The 18929-nt window shown below is 57.3% G+C and carries 17 protein-coding genes; 12 read left to right on the top strand and 5 right to left on the bottom strand.

Features of this window, described 5'->3' with window-relative positions; translation table 11 throughout:
* Positions 1 to 20 precede the first annotated feature (20 nt).
* The 3 genes from hemJ to CWE17_RS04970 are packed head-to-tail and all read left to right on the top strand — an operon-like array spanning position 21 to position 1823.
* Complete coding sequence (hemJ, locus tag CWE17_RS04980; protein WP_131455282.1) at positions 21 to 605, top strand: protoporphyrinogen oxidase HemJ; 585 nt, start codon at positions 21 to 23, stop codon at positions 603 to 605.
* Positions 595 to 1251, top strand: coding sequence for a PHP domain-containing protein (locus tag CWE17_RS04975; protein ID WP_131455281.1), 657 nt, complete (start codon positions 595 to 597; stop codon positions 1249 to 1251). Before hemJ ends, CWE17_RS04975 begins: the two co-directional genes overlap by 11 nt.
* A gap of 26 nt (positions 1252 to 1277) precedes the next feature.
* Entirely contained in the window at positions 1278 to 1823 is a 546-nt protein-coding gene (locus CWE17_RS04970) for a hypothetical protein (RefSeq protein WP_131455280.1), read from the top strand.
* Here CWE17_RS04970 and cobN read toward each other — a convergent pair whose 3' ends face one another.
* Complete coding sequence (gene cobN / locus CWE17_RS04965; RefSeq protein ID WP_131455279.1) at positions 1824 to 5633, bottom strand: cobaltochelatase subunit CobN; 3810 nt, start codon at positions 5631 to 5633, stop codon at positions 1824 to 1826.
* A gap of 68 nt (positions 5634 to 5701) precedes the next feature.
* On the opposite strand from cobN, the gene CWE17_RS04960 reads away from it, so the two are divergent.
* The 3 genes from CWE17_RS04960 (at position 5702) to CWE17_RS04950 (ending at position 10666) form a co-directional block, all read left to right on the top strand.
* Positions 5702 to 6619: a branched-chain amino acid transaminase gene (locus CWE17_RS04960; protein ID WP_131455278.1), complete on the top strand. Its 918-nt coding sequence runs from the start codon at positions 5702 to 5704 to the stop codon at positions 6617 to 6619.
* 76 nt (positions 6620 to 6695) lie between these two features.
* On the top strand, positions 6696 to 10331 hold the full coding sequence (gene metH / locus CWE17_RS04955; RefSeq protein ID WP_131455277.1) for a methionine synthase: 3636 nt from the start codon (positions 6696 to 6698) through the stop codon (positions 10329 to 10331).
* Positions 10332 to 10393: 62 nt separating this feature from the next.
* The gene (locus CWE17_RS04950; RefSeq protein WP_131455276.1) at positions 10394 to 10666 is read left to right on the top strand and encodes a DUF4090 family protein; all 273 of its coding nucleotides are present in this window, start codon (positions 10394 to 10396) and stop codon (positions 10664 to 10666) included.
* A 24-nt stretch (positions 10667 to 10690) separates the two neighbouring features.
* Here CWE17_RS04950 and CWE17_RS04945 read toward each other — a convergent pair whose 3' ends face one another.
* The gene (locus CWE17_RS04945) at positions 10691 to 10921 is read right to left on the bottom strand and encodes a hypothetical protein (RefSeq protein WP_131455275.1); all 231 of its coding nucleotides are present in this window, start codon (positions 10919 to 10921) and stop codon (positions 10691 to 10693) included.
* A 189-nt stretch (positions 10922 to 11110) separates the two neighbouring features.
* Between CWE17_RS04945 and CWE17_RS04940 the strand changes: the two genes are divergently transcribed.
* The gene (locus CWE17_RS04940; RefSeq protein ID WP_131455565.1) at positions 11111 to 11428 is read left to right on the top strand and encodes a DUF2237 family protein; all 318 of its coding nucleotides are present in this window, start codon (positions 11111 to 11113) and stop codon (positions 11426 to 11428) included.
* On the opposite strand, the gene CWE17_RS04935 is transcribed toward CWE17_RS04940, so the two are convergent.
* Entirely contained in the window at positions 11410 to 12129 is a 720-nt protein-coding gene (locus tag CWE17_RS04935) for an SDR family NAD(P)-dependent oxidoreductase (RefSeq protein WP_370318274.1), read from the bottom strand. The two genes, CWE17_RS04940 and CWE17_RS04935, sit on opposite strands and share 19 nt — an antisense overlap.
* A 50-nt stretch (positions 12130 to 12179) precedes the next feature.
* Here CWE17_RS04935 and CWE17_RS04930 point away from each other — a divergent pair, with 50 nt between their 5' ends.
* The 3 genes from CWE17_RS04930 to CWE17_RS04920 all read left to right on the top strand — a co-directional run bounded on the left by CWE17_RS04930 (position 12180) and on the right by CWE17_RS04920 (position 14734).
* A complete protein-coding gene (locus tag CWE17_RS04930; protein ID WP_131455273.1) occupies positions 12180 to 13130 on the top strand; it encodes a SpoIID/LytB domain-containing protein in 951 nt (316 codons plus the stop codon).
* Positions 13123 to 13968: an ATP adenylyltransferase gene (locus CWE17_RS04925; protein WP_131455272.1), complete on the top strand. Its 846-nt coding sequence runs from the start codon at positions 13123 to 13125 to the stop codon at positions 13966 to 13968. The genes CWE17_RS04930 and CWE17_RS04925 overlap by 8 nt, the downstream gene beginning before the upstream one ends.
* A 124-nt stretch (positions 13969 to 14092) precedes the next feature.
* Positions 14093 to 14734 (top strand): sigma-70 family RNA polymerase sigma factor, encoded by a 642-nt coding sequence (locus tag CWE17_RS04920; protein WP_131455271.1) that lies wholly within the window; start codon positions 14093 to 14095, stop codon positions 14732 to 14734.
* A gap of 6 nt (positions 14735 to 14740) precedes the next feature.
* Here CWE17_RS04920 and CWE17_RS04915 read toward each other — a convergent pair whose 3' ends face one another.
* The gene (locus CWE17_RS04915) at positions 14741 to 14929 is read right to left on the bottom strand and encodes a hypothetical protein (protein ID WP_131455564.1); all 189 of its coding nucleotides are present in this window, start codon (positions 14927 to 14929) and stop codon (positions 14741 to 14743) included.
* A 243-nt stretch (positions 14930 to 15172) separates the two neighbouring features.
* On the opposite strand from CWE17_RS04915, the gene CWE17_RS04910 reads away from it, so the two are divergent.
* Together CWE17_RS04910 and CWE17_RS04905 are read left to right on the top strand one after the other, a co-directional pair.
* A complete protein-coding gene (locus CWE17_RS04910) occupies positions 15173 to 16744 on the top strand; it encodes a DUF3370 domain-containing protein (protein WP_240789285.1) in 1572 nt (523 codons plus the stop codon).
* Positions 16745 to 16769: 25 nt separating this feature from the next.
* A complete protein-coding gene (locus CWE17_RS04905) occupies positions 16770 to 17810 on the top strand; it encodes a molecular chaperone DnaJ (protein ID WP_131455269.1) in 1041 nt (346 codons plus the stop codon).
* A 604-nt stretch (positions 17811 to 18414) separates the two neighbouring features.
* Here the strand turns inward: CWE17_RS04905 and CWE17_RS04900 are convergent.
* On the bottom strand, positions 18415 to 18909 hold the full coding sequence (locus tag CWE17_RS04900) for an allophycocyanin subunit alpha-B (RefSeq protein WP_131455268.1): 495 nt from the start codon (positions 18907 to 18909) through the stop codon (positions 18415 to 18417).
* Between the last annotated feature and the right edge of the window lie 20 nt (positions 18910 to 18929).

Genomic DNA, 18929 nt, shown 5'->3' with positions numbered 1-18929 from the left:
AGCGCAACGCGCCGTCTCTGATGACGTTTCCTCCCGAGGCCTATCTCTGGTTTAAGACCCTCCACATCGTGGGCGTGGTCGTGTGGTTTGCAGGCCTCTTCTACCTCGTTCGCCTGTTCATCTATCACGTCGAAGCCCAAGAGCTAGCACCTGAGTTGCGCGATGCCTTCCAGGGGCAGTACGCCTTGATGGAAGGACGGCTGGCGAACATCATCACCACCCCTGGCATGGTCGTAGCGGTGACGATGGCCGTGGGACTGCTGCTTGTGCAGCCCAGTTGGTTACAACAAGGTTGGATGCACGCCAAGCTTGGGTTTGTGGCAGCACTGCTGGCCTATCACTGGTTCTGCTACCGCCTGATGGGTCAGCTCCAAAAAGGGGAGTGCCGATGGAACGGACGTCAGCTTCGTGCTCTCAACGAATTACCAACGCTTCTTCTCGTCATCGTGGTGATGCTGGTTGTCTTCAAGAACCAGTTCCCAACAGGTGCAGCCACTTGGTTCATGGTGGCCCTGGTTGTGTTCATGGCGGCATCCATCCAGTTCTATGCCCGCTGGCGCCGTCTGCGCGCTGAAGCCTCCTCAGGACAAGCCGATGCCCTCTGATCGTCATCCCCTTCATTCCGTCCTTGAAACCGTGGGTCCGGAGAGCTGCCCAGGGGCCCTCAACTTTCACTGCCACACGATCTGCAGCGATGGAAGCCTGGATCCCATCGCTCTGATTGGCCAGGCCCACGAGAGGCAGCTGGAACACCTTGCAGTGACCGATCACCACAGTGTCGCGGCCTTTCAGCCAATGCAGGACTGGCTCAAGGCTCAACAGGATCAGGGCAGAAGCGTTCCCACCCTTTGGAGTGGCATGGAAATCAGTTGCGTTCTTCAAGGCTGCCTCGTGCATGTGCTCGCCCTTGGCTTCAAGCCTGGCCACACCGCCTTGAAGGCTTACAGCCAAGGGGATGCTGCCGTGGGAGAGAGTTTGCGTGCTGAGACGGTTAGCAAAGCCATCCATGAGGCTGGTGGGCTGGCGGTTCTGGCCCATCCCGCCAGATATCGGCTCGGGTTCAATGAATTGATTGATGCCGCAGCCGAACTCGGTTTCGATGGTGGGGAGGCCTGGTACGACTACGACATGCAACCCACGTGGTCAGCCACCCCATTGATCTGCGACCGGATCGATCAACAGTTGAAGAACCTTGGCCTTTTGCGTACGTGTGGAACCGATACCCACGGAGAAGACCTCAGAGGTCGCTAAGTTCAGACGACTACCTGACTCCAGGCATGGGTTTCTTCGATCGTCTGCTGAACCCCCGATCCGCTGGCACGAACAGCGAGACCTCCCAGGCGAAGCCAGCAAAGAAGGATGAGAGCTTCTTTCTCGACAGCGATTCCTCCAGTTCACTGGGAGATCTGAACTACATGCGGGAAGCCAAGACCATCCGCCGCACCTTCCCTGGCACCGCAGACAGCCCTGGCAACAAGGAGCTCGTCACCGAGGTGGACGCGATGGCCCTGAAGGTGGATACCAAGACCGAGGGTCTAGGTGGTGAGGTCGCACAGGACGACAAAGTGTCGGTGACCCAGGGGGTTCCCAAACCAGTGAAGAAAACCTTCGCTGAAACAATGACGCAGCAGGAACTCAGTCAGCGCCTGAAGGGCAGTGCGTTGACGGGGGTCAATAGCCCTGCTGCGCCCGATGCGGCACCCGTTGCTCGCAAAACCGAGCTCAAGCAAGAGGAAACGACCAGCTCCTCATCCAAATCGCAGAGTTCAGCACCAGGGTCCATCGATCCCTTCCGGGCAATGGTCCGAGATCTGAACAGCTGATCAACGATCACCTGTCGGTCTGAATGCACCGGTCTCAATGCATCCCTCAGCGTTGAGAACGATGTCGCGCAAGCGCACCAACCTGGCCTGATCGGAACAGTCCCATAAGCCGCGATTGGCGGCTTCCAACAGCCTCTCGGCCATGTCGCGGAGGGCCCAGGGGTTGTGGCGCTTGAGAAATTCAGCATTCGCCTGCTCATCCAACCAGCTGTCCTGAACAGAGCTGTAACACCAATCAGGCACAAGGCCTGTGCTGGCGTCATAGGCAAATAAGTAATCCAAGCTGGCTGCCATTTCAAAAGCGCCTTTGTATCCATGACTGCGCATGCCTTCGATCCAGCGAGGGTTCAAAAGTCGGGAGCGCACCACTTTGTCGATCTCCCGTGAAAGGGGGTGCTGTCGCAGACGCTCCCGGCGGGAATGATCTGAAAACCAGACCTCAGCGCTCTCACCCTTCACGCTGGTGACAGCAGCAGCAAGACCGCCATGAAATTGGTAGTAATCATCTGAATCGAGAAGGTCGTGTTCTCGGTTGTCCTGGTTATGCAAGACAACCTGAACATTTTTGAGGCTGGACTCAAGGGCCTCACGGTCCTCAATGGGCTCTGCGGAGCCGTCATATCGCCAACGGCTCCAAGTCAGATAAGCCTCCGCAAGATCGCTCTGGTTCTCCCATTGCCCTGAATCGATCAATGCCTGAAGACCAGCGCCATAAGCGCCAGGGGCGGAACCAAAGATCCTGTGCTGTGGCCCTGAGTGTCTTGTCGAATCAGCTAAGGGGTTCCACAACTTCTCCTCATTGCATTGAGCAACCAGTTGCAACGCTCTGTTCACCCAAAGCACGAGCTGCGGAAATGCATCCCTGAATAGGCCTGAAATCCGCAGGGTCACATCCACGCGAGGACGATCAAGCAGAGAGAGAGGGATCAGTTCGAGGTCAACCATGCGCCGCATCGGCCCATCCCAGACCGGACGAACCCCCATCAGAGCGAGCATCTGAGCAATATCCTCGCCTCCGTTGCGCATGGTCGCGGTGCCCCAGACGGAAAGAGCCAAATGGCGAAGAGGTTCCCCATGTTCAAGCAGGTAAAGCTCAAGCAACTGTTCGGCACTGCGTCTGCCGAGATCCCAGGCGGCCTCGGTTGGAAGACCACGAAGATCAACCGAATAAAAGTTGCGGCCCGTCGGGAGCACGTCAGGCCGTCCTCGCGTCGGGGCGCCCGAGGGACCACTCGCTAGCCGACCACCAGCCACCGAATGTAGGAAGCCTGAGCGCTCTCGTTCAGCACAGGCAAGAAAGGCTGGAATCAAGCTGGAATGGAGGTGTTGCAACGCTGGATCCGTTCCTTCAGTCACCCATGACAGCAGCGCTGGATGGAGCTCAAAGTCGTCCCAAGCCGTCGAGGTCGAGCCACCATTGAGGATCAAATCGCGCCGGATCAACCGGAGCGCTTGATCCTCCAACCAGGCGACAACATCGGAGACCCTGCGACCCTGGGGGACACCAAGTTGATGAAGCAGGCGTCGATCCGATTCAGCCAGGGCAACACCATCTTCATCACACCAAGGGTCGCAACGGAAGCCAAGCAATCTGGCGATTGCCTGGGTCAATCCGAGCCGATCAGGACCTGGGCATCGAGCTGTAGCCAACACCAATTCGGTCATCGCATCGCCACTGGGAGGCATGCCCAAACGATGGAGACCAGTGCGAATTTGAGATTCCTTGAGTTCACATAAATAGGTTTCAGCCTGCTCTAAACAAGCCATCCACTCAGAGGCTGCAAAAAAATCCTCTGGAGTGGGTTCGCCTTCAGCAGCCAGTTGGGGCAACCCAGGCCAGTTCAACTCCATGAGCAGCTTCAACAACTGCAGGTCGAGTTGTCGACAACGGCTGGCATTCAACTCACGGGCTTCGACGGATTCATCGAGTAACCGTTCCAAACGTTCCAGTTCTCCATGACTGCCAGCACGACCGAGCGGCGGTGTGAGGTGATCGAGGATGACGGCATGGCCACGACGTTTGGCCTGAGATCCCTCGCCGGGATCGTTCACAATGAAGGGATACAGATGCGGGACGGGCCCTAGCGCCAAGGACGGACCACATCGACGACTCAATCCAACACTTTTTCCAGGAAGCCACTCGGCACTTCCGTGTTTGCCCATGTGCACCATCATTTGGGTCCCGTGGACTACACGAAGCCAGAGGTACTGGGCGAGATAACGATGAGGAGGAGGTAGATCCGGGGAATGGAGATCACTGAGTTGGTCAGCGTCATAGCCGCGACTGGGTTGTACGAGAAGGGTCAGACCTCCAAAGCGAAGACCATGAACGGCAAATCCTTTGCGGCCGTCGCAAAGGGTCTCCAAATCCTCTGCTTGCTCGGGATCCCCCCAACGCTTGAGAATGGGCTCCTGGGCGTCGGCGGGAAGGCTCTGCCACCAACGCTGGTAGTCCTCTAGAGACAGATGATCAAGTGAAGGCAGATGCTGACTTTCAGGGTCATTGGTTCGACCGGCCAGGAGTGAAGCCATGAGGGCCTCTGGGGTCGCTGGCAAGGGTTCACGGCCAAGGTCATACCCAGACTCTTGAAGCCACTGCAAGGCGTTGTGAAGGCTCGCGGGGGTGTCCAAGCCAACCCCATTGGCTAACCGTCCATTACGGACCGGGTAGTTGGCCATGATCAACGCCAAGCGCCGCTTGCTGGGCTCGGTTTGCCGCAGGTTGATCCACGCTGAGGCATGACGAACGACCCAGTCGATCCCTTCTGGATCAGGCTTTAGGGCATGGATGGCCGTAGCCAGATCTCCATGGGCCTTGGTCAGCTCACGAAATCCACCCACTCGGGTGGTGATCCTTCCATCCAGCTCGGGGAGTACCACCTGGAGAGAGAGATCAAGGGGGTCGAGACCTCGCGATGATGCGGCCCAGGAGTCGCGAGACCGACCACTGCTGAGCAGCTGAAGAACGGGACAGTCCAAGCGGTCAAACAATGGGCAGCCAAGACCCGCCTCCTCGAATTGAACTGAGGCGAAGGCCGTGGTGGTAATCACCACATCCACCTTCTGCTGTTGGAGTAAGTGCAACGTCCCTTGTTGAACGGCGGGATCACGGAGGCTGCTTACCCAAAGAGCACGAGGGACCAAACCTTCGTTTTCAAGGGCGGCCAGGAGGGCTTCGGCAACAGCAGTGTCTCCGGCCCGGGCGAGTGCTCGGTAGAGGATGATTCCAACCCTTGGGCCAGGTTGATCCTTCCAACGCCAGGGCGAAGGATCCTCCATGACACGCGGCTGAATCGTCGCCGGATCCGGGTGATGGTTGTTCAGAAGAGCATCAAGCACCTCGAGAAAAAGGGCCTGATTGTCCAAACCACCTTCACGCAAGAGGCTGGCCAATCGATCGCTGAGTGGTTCTGGATAACAGCCCAGGGAATGCAGGGCACGATCCTGATCAGGCGTACCAGCCAAGATCAGGGTGGTGCGGCCCGCTTGGGACCTCCTCCAACGATCCAGTTGTTCCAGTCCGTAGGACCAATGGCCGCGTCCGCCTAGGAGACGAACAACAATCAGCTTGGCGGCAGCCCCTGTTGTGGCCAGGTAATGGTCAATCTGGGCGGGATGCTGGAGTGCGTCCAGGGAAAGGGCACGGATGCGCCCCCGCCAGGCGTTGCGATCAGGCCTTTCAAGGACCGAAGCGAGGGTGGAGAGATCGGTCTGGGCGCTCGTGAGCCAAAGCACAGGGGCGCTGGGTTGTTCCACCAGAACGACACCGTCGTCCTGATCGGATCCAGGAAGGTGGCTCAAACGATGCATGCAGCCATTCTCTGCCTGGGAGGGAGTCGGCGAGAGTGAGAAGATTTTGCGGTCGGCCCGATCCAGCCATGCACCAGTTCCTGCCGTACGCCTGGTTTCAAGGCCGCTGCATCCCTTTTGAGGAAGCCAAGGTATCGATCGCCACCCACGCGCTGCACTACGGCACCGGTGCATTCGGTGGCATGCGTGCCATTCCTGATCCTGCCAATCCCAATCAAGTCCTCCTGTTCAGGGCGGATCGGCATGCCCGCAGGCTGAGCCAAAGTGCCCGGCTGCTTCTCGCCGAACTGAGTGAAGAGACGGTGATGGAGGCTCTGACGGCGATGCTGAAGGCGAACCGGCCCACCACTCCCATCTACCTGCGGCCCTTCGTCTACACCAGTGATTTAGGGATTGCGCCAAGGCTGCACAACATCGAAACGGATTTCCTGATCTATGGCCTCGAACTTGGTGACTATCTGGCGCCAGAGGGTGTGAGCTGCAGGATCAGCAGCTGGACCAGACAGGAGGATCGCTCCCTGCCCCTTCGCGGAAAAATCAGTGGTGCCTACATCACCAGCTCTCTGGCCAAGACAGAGGCGGTCAAGAGTGGATTTGATGAAGCCCTGCTCTTGAACAGCCGCGGAAAAATCAGCGAGGCGAGCGGCATGAACCTGTTCATCGTCCGTGATGGCCAGTTGATTACGCCGGGCGTCGACCAAGACATCCTCGAAGGCATCACCCGCGCCAGCGTGATCGAACTGGCGAAATCCATGGGCCTGGAAGTCCTGGAACGGCCAGTCGACAAAACGGAACTGTTCATCGCTGATGAGGTGTTTCTGACTGGCACAGCAGCGAAGATCACTCCCATTCGTCAGTTGGAATCAACGGTTCTCCAGAGTGAGCGTCCGGTCATGGAGGCCCTGCGAGAACGACTCGTCGCCATTACAGAGGGGCGTGACCGGGAGTTTGATCACTGGGTGACCCGGATCGAACTCGGCGACTGACTCAGCTGCGGGGGTGCCGCCAGCTTCAGCGTTCAAGGTGGACTTCATAGGATGCCCAAAGCAACGCAAACGGGGAATGCAGGCAGACACGGTGGCGCCGACGACAGCTGCGAGCCGCTTTCTGACCCGGTTGCATTCCCCTGATCGGCCGGTCCTCGTGTTTGACGGTGCTACAGGGACCTCCCTTCAACAGTTGAACCTCACTGCAGAGGATTTCGGGGGCACAGAACTGGAAGGCTGCAACGAGAACCTCGTGATCACGAGACCAGATGCGGTTCAGGCGGTGCACCGTCAGTTTCTTGAAGCGGGTTGTGACGTCATCGAGACCGACAGCTTCGGAGCTGCATCCGTGGTCCTTGCTGAATACGGACTAGAGGATCAGGCCTTCCTGCTCAATCAACGGGCTGCCGAACTAGCCCGAGCTGTCGCTGATGAGTACAGCACGGAAGCAAAGCCAAGGTTTGTAGCCGGATCGATGGGGCCAACCACCAAGCTCCCGACGCTGGGTCATATCGAGTTCGACGCCTTGCGTTCGGCTTACCAAGAGCAGGCGGAAGGTTTGCTGGCCGGGGGGGTTGATCTGTACATCGTCGAGACATGTCAAGACGTGCTGCAGATCAAGGCTGCTCTCCAGGGCATTGAAGCGGCCTTCGAAAAGGCCGGTGAACGGCGGCCACTGATGGTGTCGGTGACGATGGAGACCACAGGCACCATGCTCGTGGGATCGGATATTGCCGCTGTTGTTGCAATCCTAGAACCATTTCCGATCGACATCCTTGGCCTGAATTGCGCCACAGGACCGGAGCAGATGAAAGAACACATCCGCTACCTGGCGGAGCAATCCCCCTTTGTGGTGAGCTGCATCCCCAATGCCGGCTTACCAGAGAATGTGGGTGGGGTCGCGCACTACCGGCTGCAACCCATGGAGCTGAAGATGCAGCTGATGCACTTCGTCGAAGATCTTGGTGTGCAAGTGATTGGTGGTTGTTGTGGCACAACGCCAGCACATATCCAAGCGCTGGCCGAGCTTGCTGAAGATCTCAAGGCTGCTGAGCGTCCATCGCGTCATAGCGCCATGGAGCGGACCCAGTTGAGCTATGAGCCGGCTGCAGCGTCGATCTATGGAGCCACCACCTATCACCAAGACAATTCATTTCTGATCATCGGAGAACGATTGAATGCAAGTGGCTCCAAGAAGGTAAGGGAACTTCTGAATGCAGAAGACTGGGATGGCCTGGTCGCTGTTGCTAGGGGACAAGTCAAGGAAAATGCTCACATCCTCGATGTGAATGTTGACTACGTGGGGCGTGATGGCGAACGTGATATGCACGAGCTGGTCTCACGCGTTGTCACCAACATCAACCTGCCGTTAATGCTCGACTCGACTGAGTGGCAAAAGATGGAAGCAGGTTTGAAAGTGGCTGGCGGCAAGTGCATTCTCAACTCGACCAACTATGAGGATGGAGATGAACGGTTTTTCAAGGTTCTCGAACTAGCCAGGCGTTATGGAGCTGCCGTCGTCATTGGCACGATTGATGAAGAAGGGATGGCACGAACCGCCGACAAGAAGGTGGCAATTGCCAAACGCGCCTATCGAGATGCCGTTGAGTATGGAATTCCAGCGCGTGAAATTTTCTATGACCCGTTAGCACTGCCGATTTCCACGGGCATCGAAGAAGATCGCCGCAATGGCCTGGAAACCATTGAAGCGATCCGTCGCATTCGCTCAGAACTGCCAGGCGTTCATGTGCTGCTGGGAGTCTCCAATGTGAGCTTCGGTCTCTCGCCCGCAGCACGAATCAGTCTCAACTCAGTCTTCCTTCATGACTGTTGTGAGGCAGGAATGGATGCTGCGATCGTTTCTCCGGCAAAGATCTTGCCTCTGATCAAGATCAGCGAAGAGCATCAACAGGTCTGCCGCGACCTGATTCTTGATCGACGACGGTTTGAAGGTGGCGTCTGTAGCTACGACCCCCTCACTGAACTAACCACGTTATTTGAGGGTGTCAGCGCGAAGGAGGCACGTCAATCAGGCCCCTCCTTAACAGATCTTCCCATTGAAGAGCGCCTTAAGCAGCACATCATCGATGGTGAGCGCATCGGCCTCGAGGAAGCTCTCAACCTAGGACTGCAACAGTACGCACCCCTTGAAATCGTTAACACCTACCTGCTGGATGGCATGAAGGTCGTGGGTGATCTGTTTGGTTCTGGGCAAATGCAATTGCCCTTTGTGCTCCAATCCGCAGAAACCATGAAAGCGGCTGTTGCCTACCTGGAGCCGCACATGGAGAAAACGGATGGCAAGCGCTCAGCCAAGGCGAAGTTCTTGATCGCAACCGTGAAGGGGGACGTGCATGATATTGGCAAGAATCTTGTCGATATTATCCTCACTAACAATGGCTATGAAGTGATTAACTTAGGGATCAAGCAAGATGTTGGAGCCATCATTGCGGCTCAGCAGGAACATCAGGCCGATTGCATTGCCATGAGTGGATTGTTGGTCAAATCAACAGCATTCATGAAAGACAACCTCGAAGCCTTCAACGAGGCTGGTATCAGCGTTCCAGTCATTCTTGGTGGCGCAGCGCTGACCCCACGCTTTGTCAACAAAGACTGCAGTGAGGTTTACAAGGGAAAGGTGGTTTATGGCCGTGACGCATTCACCGACTTACGGTTTATGGATGCCTTCGTCAGTGCACGCAGCGAAGGCTCTTGGGATGATCATCAGGGATTCCTGAATGGAATTCCCGAGGGCGTTGGCCTGGCGGCCAGTGGATTCTCCGATGATCGTGAAGCCGTAGATGGTGAGGCGGACGCGTCGGTCCAACCCACCACGTCCGTCGGTGCATCGCCTGATCCACAACCCCTCAGCACTGAGCGTTCGGATGCCGTGCCTGCTGAGACCGCCAACAAGCCCCCGTTCCTGGGCTCACATCTGCTTCAAGGGGAACCTGATATCCCACTCGAGCAAGTGATCGCCTATCTCGATCGTCAGGCCCTATTCGCTGGCCAATGGCAGATGCGCAAAACCAAAGAGCAAAGCCGCGAGGACTATGAGGCGCAGCTTGAGGAAACAGCAGAACCGATTCTTCAGAACTGGTTGAATCGGATCCGCGAGGAGCATCTCTTGCAACCGGCAGTGGCCTATGGCTATTTCCCCTGTGGTCGTGATGGCAACAGCTTGATTGTTTTTGCGGAGGACGGGACGACAACACTCGGTCGCTTCGATCTCCCTCGTCAACGCAGCGGCAACCGCTATTGCATCGCTGATTTCTTTAGGGACCTGGAAGGCGGACGTCCCAGCGATGTGCTTCCCATGCAAGCGGTGACGATGGGAGAAGAAGCCAGCCGATTCAGCCAAGAGCTCTTCAAGAACGATGCCTACAGCGACTATCTGTTCTTCCATGGATTGTCGGTGCAGATGGCTGAGGCCCTCGCTGAGTGGACCCATGCGCGGATCCGTCGCGAGTGTGGCTTCCAGGATCCGGATGGCATGCCAATCCGTGAGGTGCTGGCCCAACGCTATCGAGGCAGCCGCTACTCCTTTGGTTATCCGGCATGTCCGACGGTCGGCGATTCGCGTCAACAACTGGAATGGCTCGGAGCAGACCGCATTGGTTTGCAGATGGATGACTCCGAGCAACTCCACCCGGAGCAGAGCACCACGGCCTTGGTGGCTCTCCACAGCAAAGCGCGATATTTCAGCGCCTGACGGCTTCTCTCGCCGCTCCCGACTCACAATCCAGACTGGGATCGTTCTCTCGCTTCCCTTCCATGGACCTCAGTGGACCTGATGCCATCGACCGCGCCATTGATGCGGGGATCGATCTCGACGGCACGCCGCTACCGGAAGCCATGCTCAACCTCTACCGCGATGTCATGGAGAAGGAAGGGCAAAGAAAGCGCAGTGGTGTCCGCAAATCAATGCGCAATCGCGTGGTGAGAACAGGAGCCAAGCATTTCGACCAAGAGACCCTCAACCAACGATTGATCGAAGCGGGCTGGGACGGCCTCAAGGAGAAGGAAATCAGCTTCTACTACGGCTGAGTTGGTTGAGCGTGCCAGGCCCTCTCAGTCCTGGCAGAGCGATTCCATGGTGTCGATCACTTCCTGCTGAAAAGCCTCCAGATCATCGGAATCGCTCAGGTCGAGCCCCTCGCCAGCGGCATTCTGAGAGAGCTCCTGGAAATGGAATGCCCCTTCACCATTGGCCAGGAACTCAATGGCGGAACTCTCTCCGCTCTCGCGAAAGGCGTCGCAAAGGGCCATGAAGGCCGCGTCTTCAGTGAACTCCCAGTCCATCGAGGGGGCATAACTGATTGACCTTTAACGCCTCGCCCCCGGGATCCGTCAACCACCTTGTCGCGCAATGTGCCATTCATTCGGCAGACTCCAGGCCGGAATCCACCCACATCAACCGTGAAAAACCAGTCCAGCACGGAAGATCTCAACGTTCTGGGGCAACCCTTAGAGATTTGTGGTTGTGAACCGATGACAGGTTGGTTTCGCGATGGCCATTGCCGCACCGAGAGCTCTGACCTGGGGCAGCACAGCGTCTGCTGCGTCATGACCGAAGCCTTTCTCAGCTACAGCAAGGCTCAGGGGAATGATCTGTCGACCCCTGTGCCGGCCTTCGGCTTTCCAGGGCTACGCCCGGGGGACCACTGGTGCGTGTGTGCTCCACGCTGGCGGCAGGCCTATGAGGACGGAATGGCACCGCTGGTGCGCTTGGCGGCCACCGAACGCAGCACCCTGGACCTGATCCCTCTGGAGATCCTCAAGCGACACGCTCACCAGGGAATCGACTGACCATCCCAGGCGAGGAAGGCACCACTTTGTTCAGGCGTCTGCTGGGAGAGAACATCGAGAAGCTGGACAGCTGCCCGCTCAGGGCTGAAGAGTCGATCGGCAGCTACGAAAGTTTGAAATGGTCTGGAGAGAGCTGTGTCGGTGGTCCCAGGGTGAAGGAGGGTGACGCAGGCCGAAGGGAAACGTCGGGCCCATTCAAGGCTCAATGAGCGCAGATACATGTTCTGCGCGGCCTTGGCACCTCGATAGGCATACCAACCACCACTGCGGTTATCGGTAATGCTGCCGACCCTGGCACTGAGGCTGGCGAAGTGAAAGGGGTGATCGCGCAGCAAACATGGCTCCACGGCCTTGGCCAGGAGGAGCGGAGCCATCGCATTGATCGAGAAACTTTTCTGCAAGGCATCGGCATCAACCTGCTGCAGTCGCTTTTCAGGTTGATGGTGTTGATCATGGAGCCAACCCGAAGCATTGATCACTAGGCGCAGAGGAAGCCCAGAGGAAGCGATCCGTGGTGCCAAGTCGCATAGGGAGCCCTGTTGCTCTACATCGAGCTCCCAGGCGACCTCAGGGCCCTGCTGGCGACCGCAGAGAACCACATGCAAACCCGATGCACGCTGACGCAACTGAGAGGCCAGGGCACGACCAATTCCGCCAGCCCCCACGATCAGGGCCAGACCGTTCCAACGACTGAGGGACATGACGATCATTATTGGGTCAGCGAGGATGGCTGTGCTTCCGTGATGGATTCATGCCACGCCACGGGCACAGGGTCGCCCTGTTCATCCTGCTGATCAGCAGCGCAAGCATTGGTTGGCGGCTTGTTCACCAGCTGGCACCGCCTGCTGATCTTGGAGCTGAGAAGAACCAGGAGCCACTCTTGGATGCGCTGCTTCAGGGGGAAAGCCCATCACAGGCGAGAGCCAATCAAGCAACGGTGCCTAAGGCAGCAAAAGCGGTGGAGAGGGGCTACCCCGTACCCCGGGTACCTCCAGCCTCCAGCTCCCTCAATCCAGCCCTTCGCGTGGCATTGCTCAGCCAATATCCAGTGCAGAGCGTGGTGATTGCTCAAGGTGCAAGCTGTCTGACGACATCCGGCCAGCTCCTCTCATCAACCGTTCTGCAGAGCATGCTGCGCGGTGATAGCCATCGTCAGCCTTGTTTCTGCCAATCGGATCCTGGCAGCAGCATTCAGGTGAATGGAAAGGCCTACACCGGACGAATCACGCTGCATCGGCAGGGTGCAGGTTGGCTGGCCGTGAACATGCTTGATCTGGAGCGATACGTTGCTTCCGTGGTGGGCGCAGAGATGCCATCCCACTGGAGGAAGGAAGCCCTCAAAGCGCAGGCCGTTGCAGCGCGTTCCTACGCCCTGGTGCATTTGGTGCGACCCGCCAGCTCGATCTACAACCTTGGAGACACAACCCGCTGGCAGGCCTTTTCAGGATTGAGCAGTGAATCAGAGGCGACACGATCAGCCACCGATGCCACCCGTGGAATGGTGTTGAGTTACCGAGGAGGACTCGTGGAGAGCCTGTATGCAGCCACGAGTGAGATCAGCGCAGAAGCCCATGGCCACCTCGGGGCGAGCATGAGCCAGCACGGTGCCCAGGAGCTCGCGCAACAGGGTCTGGCCTTCAATGAGATTCTTGGCCGCTTCTACCAGGGAGCATCAATCGCTCGACTCAAGGCTGATGGCTGAGCAACGACTTTGGAAAGCAGCTCTTGGCCGTAGTGATGAAGCCGAGCAGTGCGGTGCACTCAAACCACTGAAAACGGAGATCGTGAGCCTGGGATCCTGGGCCTCTCAGTTCGAATGCCGGCGTCTTCAGAGCCGCCTGCCCCGCCATCTGCAACCAGCCGGACCGAAACCCAATCCATTCAGACCATGGGATCCAAATCTGGAAGTCGAAGGCGTTGGCCGGGGTCACATGTTGATTCTCAACAAATATCCCGTGCAACGGGGTCACATGCTGTTAATCACACGGCAGTGGGCAGCGCAGACGGGTTGGCTGAACAATGAGGACTGGCAAGCCGTGCAGAGTGTTGATCAAGACACGACAGGGTTGTGGTTCTTCAACAGTGGCCCGCTGGCAGGAGCCAGCCAACCCCATCGGCATCTTCAGCTGCTGCCAAGAAACAAGCTCACAGCGATCTGTCCAAGAGCAACCTGGTTTGAGACACGGTTGAGCCAACAATCCGATGCCCAGCAGGGCGCTGCTCAGCTTGGAGCGCTCGAACACTCCTGTGGGGTTCGAGCTCGCGACAGCAATGAGAAGGATCTCTACAGGCTCTACACAGATCTGGTCGTCGAACTGGGTCTAGGCGATCCAGCCAAGGAGCCTGTACCACGCCACCCCTACAACCTGCTGCTCTCACCAACCTGGATGGCCGTGATTCTGCGCAATCGAGAGAAAGCCAGAGGCTTCAGCATCAATGGTCTGGGGTTTGCCGGATATCTCCTAGCGACTGATGAGTCTGACGTGGCGTGGCTGGAGAGGTACGGACCTGAGGAACTGCTCAAGGCTGTTGTTGCCTAAGGCTGTTGTTGCTTAAGGCTGTTGTTGCCTAAAGCAGTGGTTCCACTGTTGTCAGGGACTGCCGCGGTGTGAATCGCTGAAACGAGGGCCGCTGATCAACGCGGCACAGACCGATTCCACACCAATGAAACAGCAACAATGCAAGCGAAATCGACGGGTGCGACAGCATCTCGACCTCGTCTTGCCCCTGGCACGCTATTACGTCCTGAGAACCAACGTCGAGATGGATGACCTCATCCAGGTCGGGCGACTCGGACTGATCCGAGCAGCAAACCTGTACAGCGAATCTCGAGGTGTTCCCTTTAGTGCCTATGCAAGACCGCACATCAGAGGAGCCATCCTGCATTACCTGCGTGACAGCCATGGATTGGTCAGGCTGCCCAGATCAATTCAGGATCAAGCGTCCAGGGGACGAAGCAACGGCGTTGATAAGCCATGGGAGAGCGCATCGAACATGGGATTGAGCTGGTTGCCCCATCGAACGCGCTGGGTCAGCCTTGATGAGAGCAACGTCCAGCTCGCCATCGATGAGAAGGAGTCAGCGATGCACTCGCTGGGAAGCTGGGAGCGCTACGAGCAACTGATCAGCGAGCTGAAGCGTCTACCCAAGGATGAGCAAACCTGCATTCAGGCAGTGATCTTGCAAGGACGCAGTTTGCGGCAAACCGGTCGAGCCCTCGGCGTCAGTGCGATGACCATTCACAGACGCGTCAAACGGGGACTGGAGCGACTGTCATGCCGCTGCTCAGACCTAGGGATGGCCTGAACGAAGTCAGCTGGGATCGGCAGCCTCGTTCTGGTCGCGCTCGATCTGAGTTTGGAGTGTCTGGATGGAGGCGTTGAGAGCTGCAAGCTGGCGCTCAAGCCCATCACGCCAGAAGCGCAGCATCTCCAGCTTGCGCGTCTGATGCTGACGACGCCAGTCACCACTACAGGCCTGGGAGCAAAAGGCAGGGAACATAACCACGGGCTCAGACGCCACCATGTTGGCGAAACTCCAGGCTTGATGGGGAAGGGCTTGGCTGATATGGGCGACGTGATTAAGTTTGGGACTTGCGTGGTTTGCACAGACTGCAGGCCCGCCCAACGCCCTCCGGACCCGTCTCGGTTGTCTCAGCGAATCCCACTCCTGGTCTTGGCGGGCGTCTCCATTGCGACTGCCGAAATAGCCCTCGTCGCCCCCGCGCGAGCCTACGTGCCGCTGATGGCTGGCCAACAGGCAAAGCCGCTCAACGGCCGCTTCAACGATGTGCCCGTGCTGCACTCCAACCAACCAGAAATTGTTGAGGGTCCAGGAATACTGGTGAACACGGCACCAGGCTCAGCGATTGCTATTGAAACAAACCAACCTTTAAAGAATGCGACTTACACATTCAATGGAGAGTTTGGTGTTCATATGCATCATAAATACTATCCTGGAGATGCTAATAAGTTAGGTGGACGGCGCCAGCGTGGCCTTCTAACTATTGCAGCGATTGCGATTAACCCCGGCGACAAGCCAGTTACCCTTCGATTCAGCAAAGGATCAGTCAAAAACAGTTTCGAGGCGCCATACCATCCCAACAAACTGATGGGGGTGAAGCCTCTGGGACCCAGGCCTTGGAATACAGGCCCTGGTGATGCCACAGCTGTGCAGATGTTGCGAGGAGAACTGGACAGACGATTACCTCGAGAGGTTGTCATTCCGCCACGATCCAGGCGTGTAATTGTCAGCACGGTTCTACCAGCACGAGGGATTGCCAATGGCCTTCTGCGCGGATCGAGTGATGGCCCCTTTCAAATGGCAGTTGTTGCAGCAGAGGAAACAGATAATGAGCAACAGTTAATAGCTGTGCTCGATCGCGGAATGCTCGCACCTGGGCGTATCTATCTCAACAGGATTGCCGAAATCAAAAGCGGGAAAGTCTTTTCAAGGGTTGCTGGCGTAGCGCTTGGGGATGAATACAAAGCTTTGATTCGTCATGATTTATCGCAGGGGCCGTTGCATGTGCCACTCACAAGTACGCACAAGCATCACTTTGGAACCCGCGAAATCCAGGTGAATGCTCTCAGCACCCGCATGGTTGATTCCGCAGTGAACAATGTGGGGACCTATGGAGTGCGCTTTGATATTGACCTCAACCTCTCCGGCGAAGGTCCTTACGACCTCGTATTCAGCCACCCTGTGGCGTCAGGACGTCCGCCATTCACCGCCTTTCGAGGATCAATCGGCATCAAGAGTGCAGAGGGTTACCAGGAAGTGCATGTCGGTCTCAGGTCGGGTCAGAGCCTTCCCATTGCCAAGCTCAATCTGAAAGGCGGCGAACTAAATCCCGTTCGGGTCAGTCTCGTTTATCCAGCGGATGCAACGCCAGGACATCTGCTGAGTGTTGTTCCCATCCAGCAGCTCGCCATCCTGCGTCGTCGTGAAGAAACCCTGGAGGCAGCCCGTCAGGCCGAAGCTGCGCGCCGGCGATCCGTCAGTCCAACCCAGGCTCCCCCTGCCCTGAATGCTCCAACCGGTCAGGACGCCAAGACCGCCAAGACAAAAGAGCAGGACAAAGCCGGGCCCAAAACGAACAACCCGACGCCAGCCAGCAAACCAGCACGCCCTCGGCAGACATATCCAAGTGCTCCGCTGCCACCCCCGCCGGTCCTGGTCGCTCCCCGTAGCGGCCTGAATCCGATGCCTCCGGCCATGATCCTCCCTCAAAGGGTGAATCAAAGTCTCGAGCAACGCTATCGAGATGCGATCCGAGCCCAGCAGGAATGGCTCAGGCGTCTACAGGGCCGATAGTCTTACGTCGTGCGTTGTCGGCTGAGTGACGGGACCTGAAGTTGACGGGAAGCGTCGCATCAGCGTTGAGCTGCCAGATCATCTTGTTCGCTGGGTCGATTCCCTCAAGGAAGAATGGGGCTTACGGGCCCGTGGTGACTGCCTGAGTCGCCTCCTTGAAGAGCTCTTACCAGGGGATCCAGACCAAACAGAAACAGAGGTGCACGATGAGCCAGTTCGTGTCGCCACCAAGGAGCCAAACGACAGTGAACCCTCGACGCCCTATCGCGATGACTGTGCTCTGGTCTTGATTACTGAGAAGGGTGTCGGACTCCAAGCTCCTCCTGGGCTAGACCCCTCGTTTGCAGGCTTTTCAAACTCCGGTTTCAGTCGAGACGAGAAACCTGGAATTGACCTACCTGGATTCGTTCGACGAAGCACCACGCAATTACGCAACAGCCTTCAGCAGAGAACCCAAGAGACTGACCGCTCTGAAGAAACGCTGTTGCTGCCACCCATCGGCCCTGGGGATCTTCAGGCCTGTGCCGAGGAAGCACTGCAACACTGGCTCAATCTCTACGGCCAAGCCCCGGGCCCGACGGTTCTCGAGGCTGCCATGCTCTGGTTAGCCCGTGACATCTGGCCGAGTGCCGAAGGAAGTGAAGGCCGCACCTTCACCTGGTCTCAAGCGGCACGACAGATTGATCAACGATGTGAAGGTTGGGTGAACGCAAGCCCCTCCTTCGGCCAGGTGATGGTGGTAGCTGGAGTCCTGGAGGACCCCTTTGCCACCACGGATCTGATTCATCGAATGCCGACATTGATTCGTCGGTTTGTGAATCGCTTCAAACGGAGCCGTCGCACCACGTCCTTTGAGGCCTTGCAGTCCACCATGACCGTGCATGGAGCCCTGAAACTCTTGGGACTACCAACCCAGGCAGGTGCATCCTTGACCTTGCGGGCCATCAGAGATGCCTACAAGCAGAAGGCCATGGAGACTCACCCAGACGCTGGTGGCAGCACCGATGCCATGCGCCGCCTCAATGAGGCCTACCAGATGCTGCGGGAACTGTATCGACAGAAGTAGTTGCGAAAGTCCAGCATGAGACTTGCTGCAAGTCCCATGTGGCATCCCATATGGGACAACCAAGCCTTCATGGTAATCAAGTAAGACTCGTACTGGGTCCAAGAACTAATCCCAGCTAAGACATCCGGCTCTACACGGGGAGTGCGCTGGAGCCCTAAAGGCACCTCAGCGTCCCGCCCCTAACGGCTTAATGATCAACATTTATTTTCTCCATCATTCTGCGTGCAAGAAGCCTATATCCCACTGATCCAAGAAAGTCCCTCGCGGCAAACGTGCAAAAGGCAATGTTGACATCCAGGCCATGCCCAAGAGCGCAGTCAAATTCTGTCCAAGTCCGGCACTGGCTTGTCCAGAACACCTGGCCAACGCAAATAACTCAGTATTTGCAATCGTTTCAGCCATGGCGTAACTGCTGTAGATGCAGATACGCAGACGAACACTCGCGACCCATCGCAGCGTCAGCTCACAGCCAAACAGAGAGTGTCTCTAGCGTCTCTCTGGGAATCAAAAAAGGACTTATCGAGCGTCTCAGGCAAGACTTAAAAGACCAATGGCTCACAAAAAAGCCGGTGGCAAGGCACCGGCTCTGCAGCTGAAATCAAGTTCAGGTCGTGGTCTGCATCCCCTGGATCAGAAAATCAAAGTAGGGGGAAGCCAAGGATTGTTGATCCTCGGAAAGGAGGGCGAGCGACGCCTCCCGCATGGCCTTCATGGCCTCAACCATGCCGGGCATCGGAACCCCAAGACTGTTGTACATCTCACGGGCACCAACGAGACCAATGTTTTGGATCATCTCCGTGCTGCCAGCAAGCACGCCATAGGTGACGAGTCGCAGGTACCAGCTGTAGTCACGAAGGCACTGGGCTCGTTGCTTCTGACCGTAGGCATTGCCACCGGGGGCAACGTACTCAGGCTTGCGGCTAAACAGCACTCGAGCTGACTCATCGACGATCTTCTTCTCGTTGTCCGTCAGGATCCGAACCACAGCAAGACGAGTCGCTCCCTGGCCGAGGAAATCGACAATGGAACGCAATTCGCCGCTGGTGGGATAACGGAGATCGTCATCGGCCTGCAGGATCAGATCCCGAACAACGCTCATGGCAGCTGGCATGCTGAGGA

This window comes from Synechococcus sp. BS56D (genome assembly GCF_004332405.1).
Taxonomy (GTDB): Bacteria; Cyanobacteriota; Cyanobacteriia; order PCC-6307; family Cyanobiaceae; genus Synechococcus_C.
This window is presented reverse-complemented; position numbering and strand designations above follow the sequence as displayed.

Excerpts from the sequence above, each read along its gene's own strand:
- hemJ (WP_131455282.1), top strand. The coding sequence starts at position 21 with ATGACGTTTCCTCCCGAGGCCTATCTCTGGTTTAAGACCCTCCACATC.
- CWE17_RS04960 (WP_131455278.1), top strand. The coding sequence starts at position 5,702 with ATGCACCAGTTCCTGCCGTACGCCTGGTTTCAAGGCCGCTGCATCCCT.
- CWE17_RS04910 (WP_240789285.1), top strand. The coding sequence starts at position 15,173 with ATGGCTGGCCAACAGGCAAAGCCGCTCAACGGCCGCTTCAACGATGTG.
- cobN (WP_131455279.1), bottom strand. The coding sequence starts at position 5,633 with ATGCATCGTTTGAGCCACCTTCCTGGATCCGATCAGGACGACGGTGTC.
- CWE17_RS04970 (WP_131455280.1), top strand. The coding sequence starts at position 1,278 with ATGGGTTTCTTCGATCGTCTGCTGAACCCCCGATCCGCTGGCACGAAC.
- CWE17_RS04920 (WP_131455271.1), top strand. The coding sequence starts at position 14,093 with ATGAAACAGCAACAATGCAAGCGAAATCGACGGGTGCGACAGCATCTC.
- CWE17_RS04940 (WP_131455565.1), top strand. The coding sequence starts at position 11,111 with ATGACAGGTTGGTTTCGCGATGGCCATTGCCGCACCGAGAGCTCTGAC.
- CWE17_RS04935 (WP_370318274.1), bottom strand. The coding sequence starts at position 12,129 with ATGTCCCTCAGTCGTTGGAACGGTCTGGCCCTGATCGTGGGGGCTGGC.
- CWE17_RS04900 (WP_131455268.1), bottom strand. The coding sequence starts at position 18,909 with ATGAGCGTTGTTCGGGATCTGATCCTGCAGGCCGATGACGATCTCCGT.
- CWE17_RS04950 (WP_131455276.1), top strand. The coding sequence starts at position 10,394 with ATGGACCTCAGTGGACCTGATGCCATCGACCGCGCCATTGATGCGGGG.
- CWE17_RS04925 (WP_131455272.1), top strand. The coding sequence starts at position 13,123 with ATGGCTGAGCAACGACTTTGGAAAGCAGCTCTTGGCCGTAGTGATGAA.
- metH (WP_131455277.1), top strand. The coding sequence starts at position 6,696 with ATGCAGGCAGACACGGTGGCGCCGACGACAGCTGCGAGCCGCTTTCTG.
- CWE17_RS04915 (WP_131455564.1), bottom strand. The coding sequence starts at position 14,929 with ATGTTCCCTGCCTTTTGCTCCCAGGCCTGTAGTGGTGACTGGCGTCGT.
- CWE17_RS04945 (WP_131455275.1), bottom strand. The coding sequence starts at position 10,921 with ATGGACTGGGAGTTCACTGAAGACGCGGCCTTCATGGCCCTTTGCGAC.
- CWE17_RS04930 (WP_131455273.1), top strand. The coding sequence starts at position 12,180 with ATGCCACGCCACGGGCACAGGGTCGCCCTGTTCATCCTGCTGATCAGC.
- CWE17_RS04975 (WP_131455281.1), top strand. The coding sequence starts at position 595 with ATGCCCTCTGATCGTCATCCCCTTCATTCCGTCCTTGAAACCGTGGGT.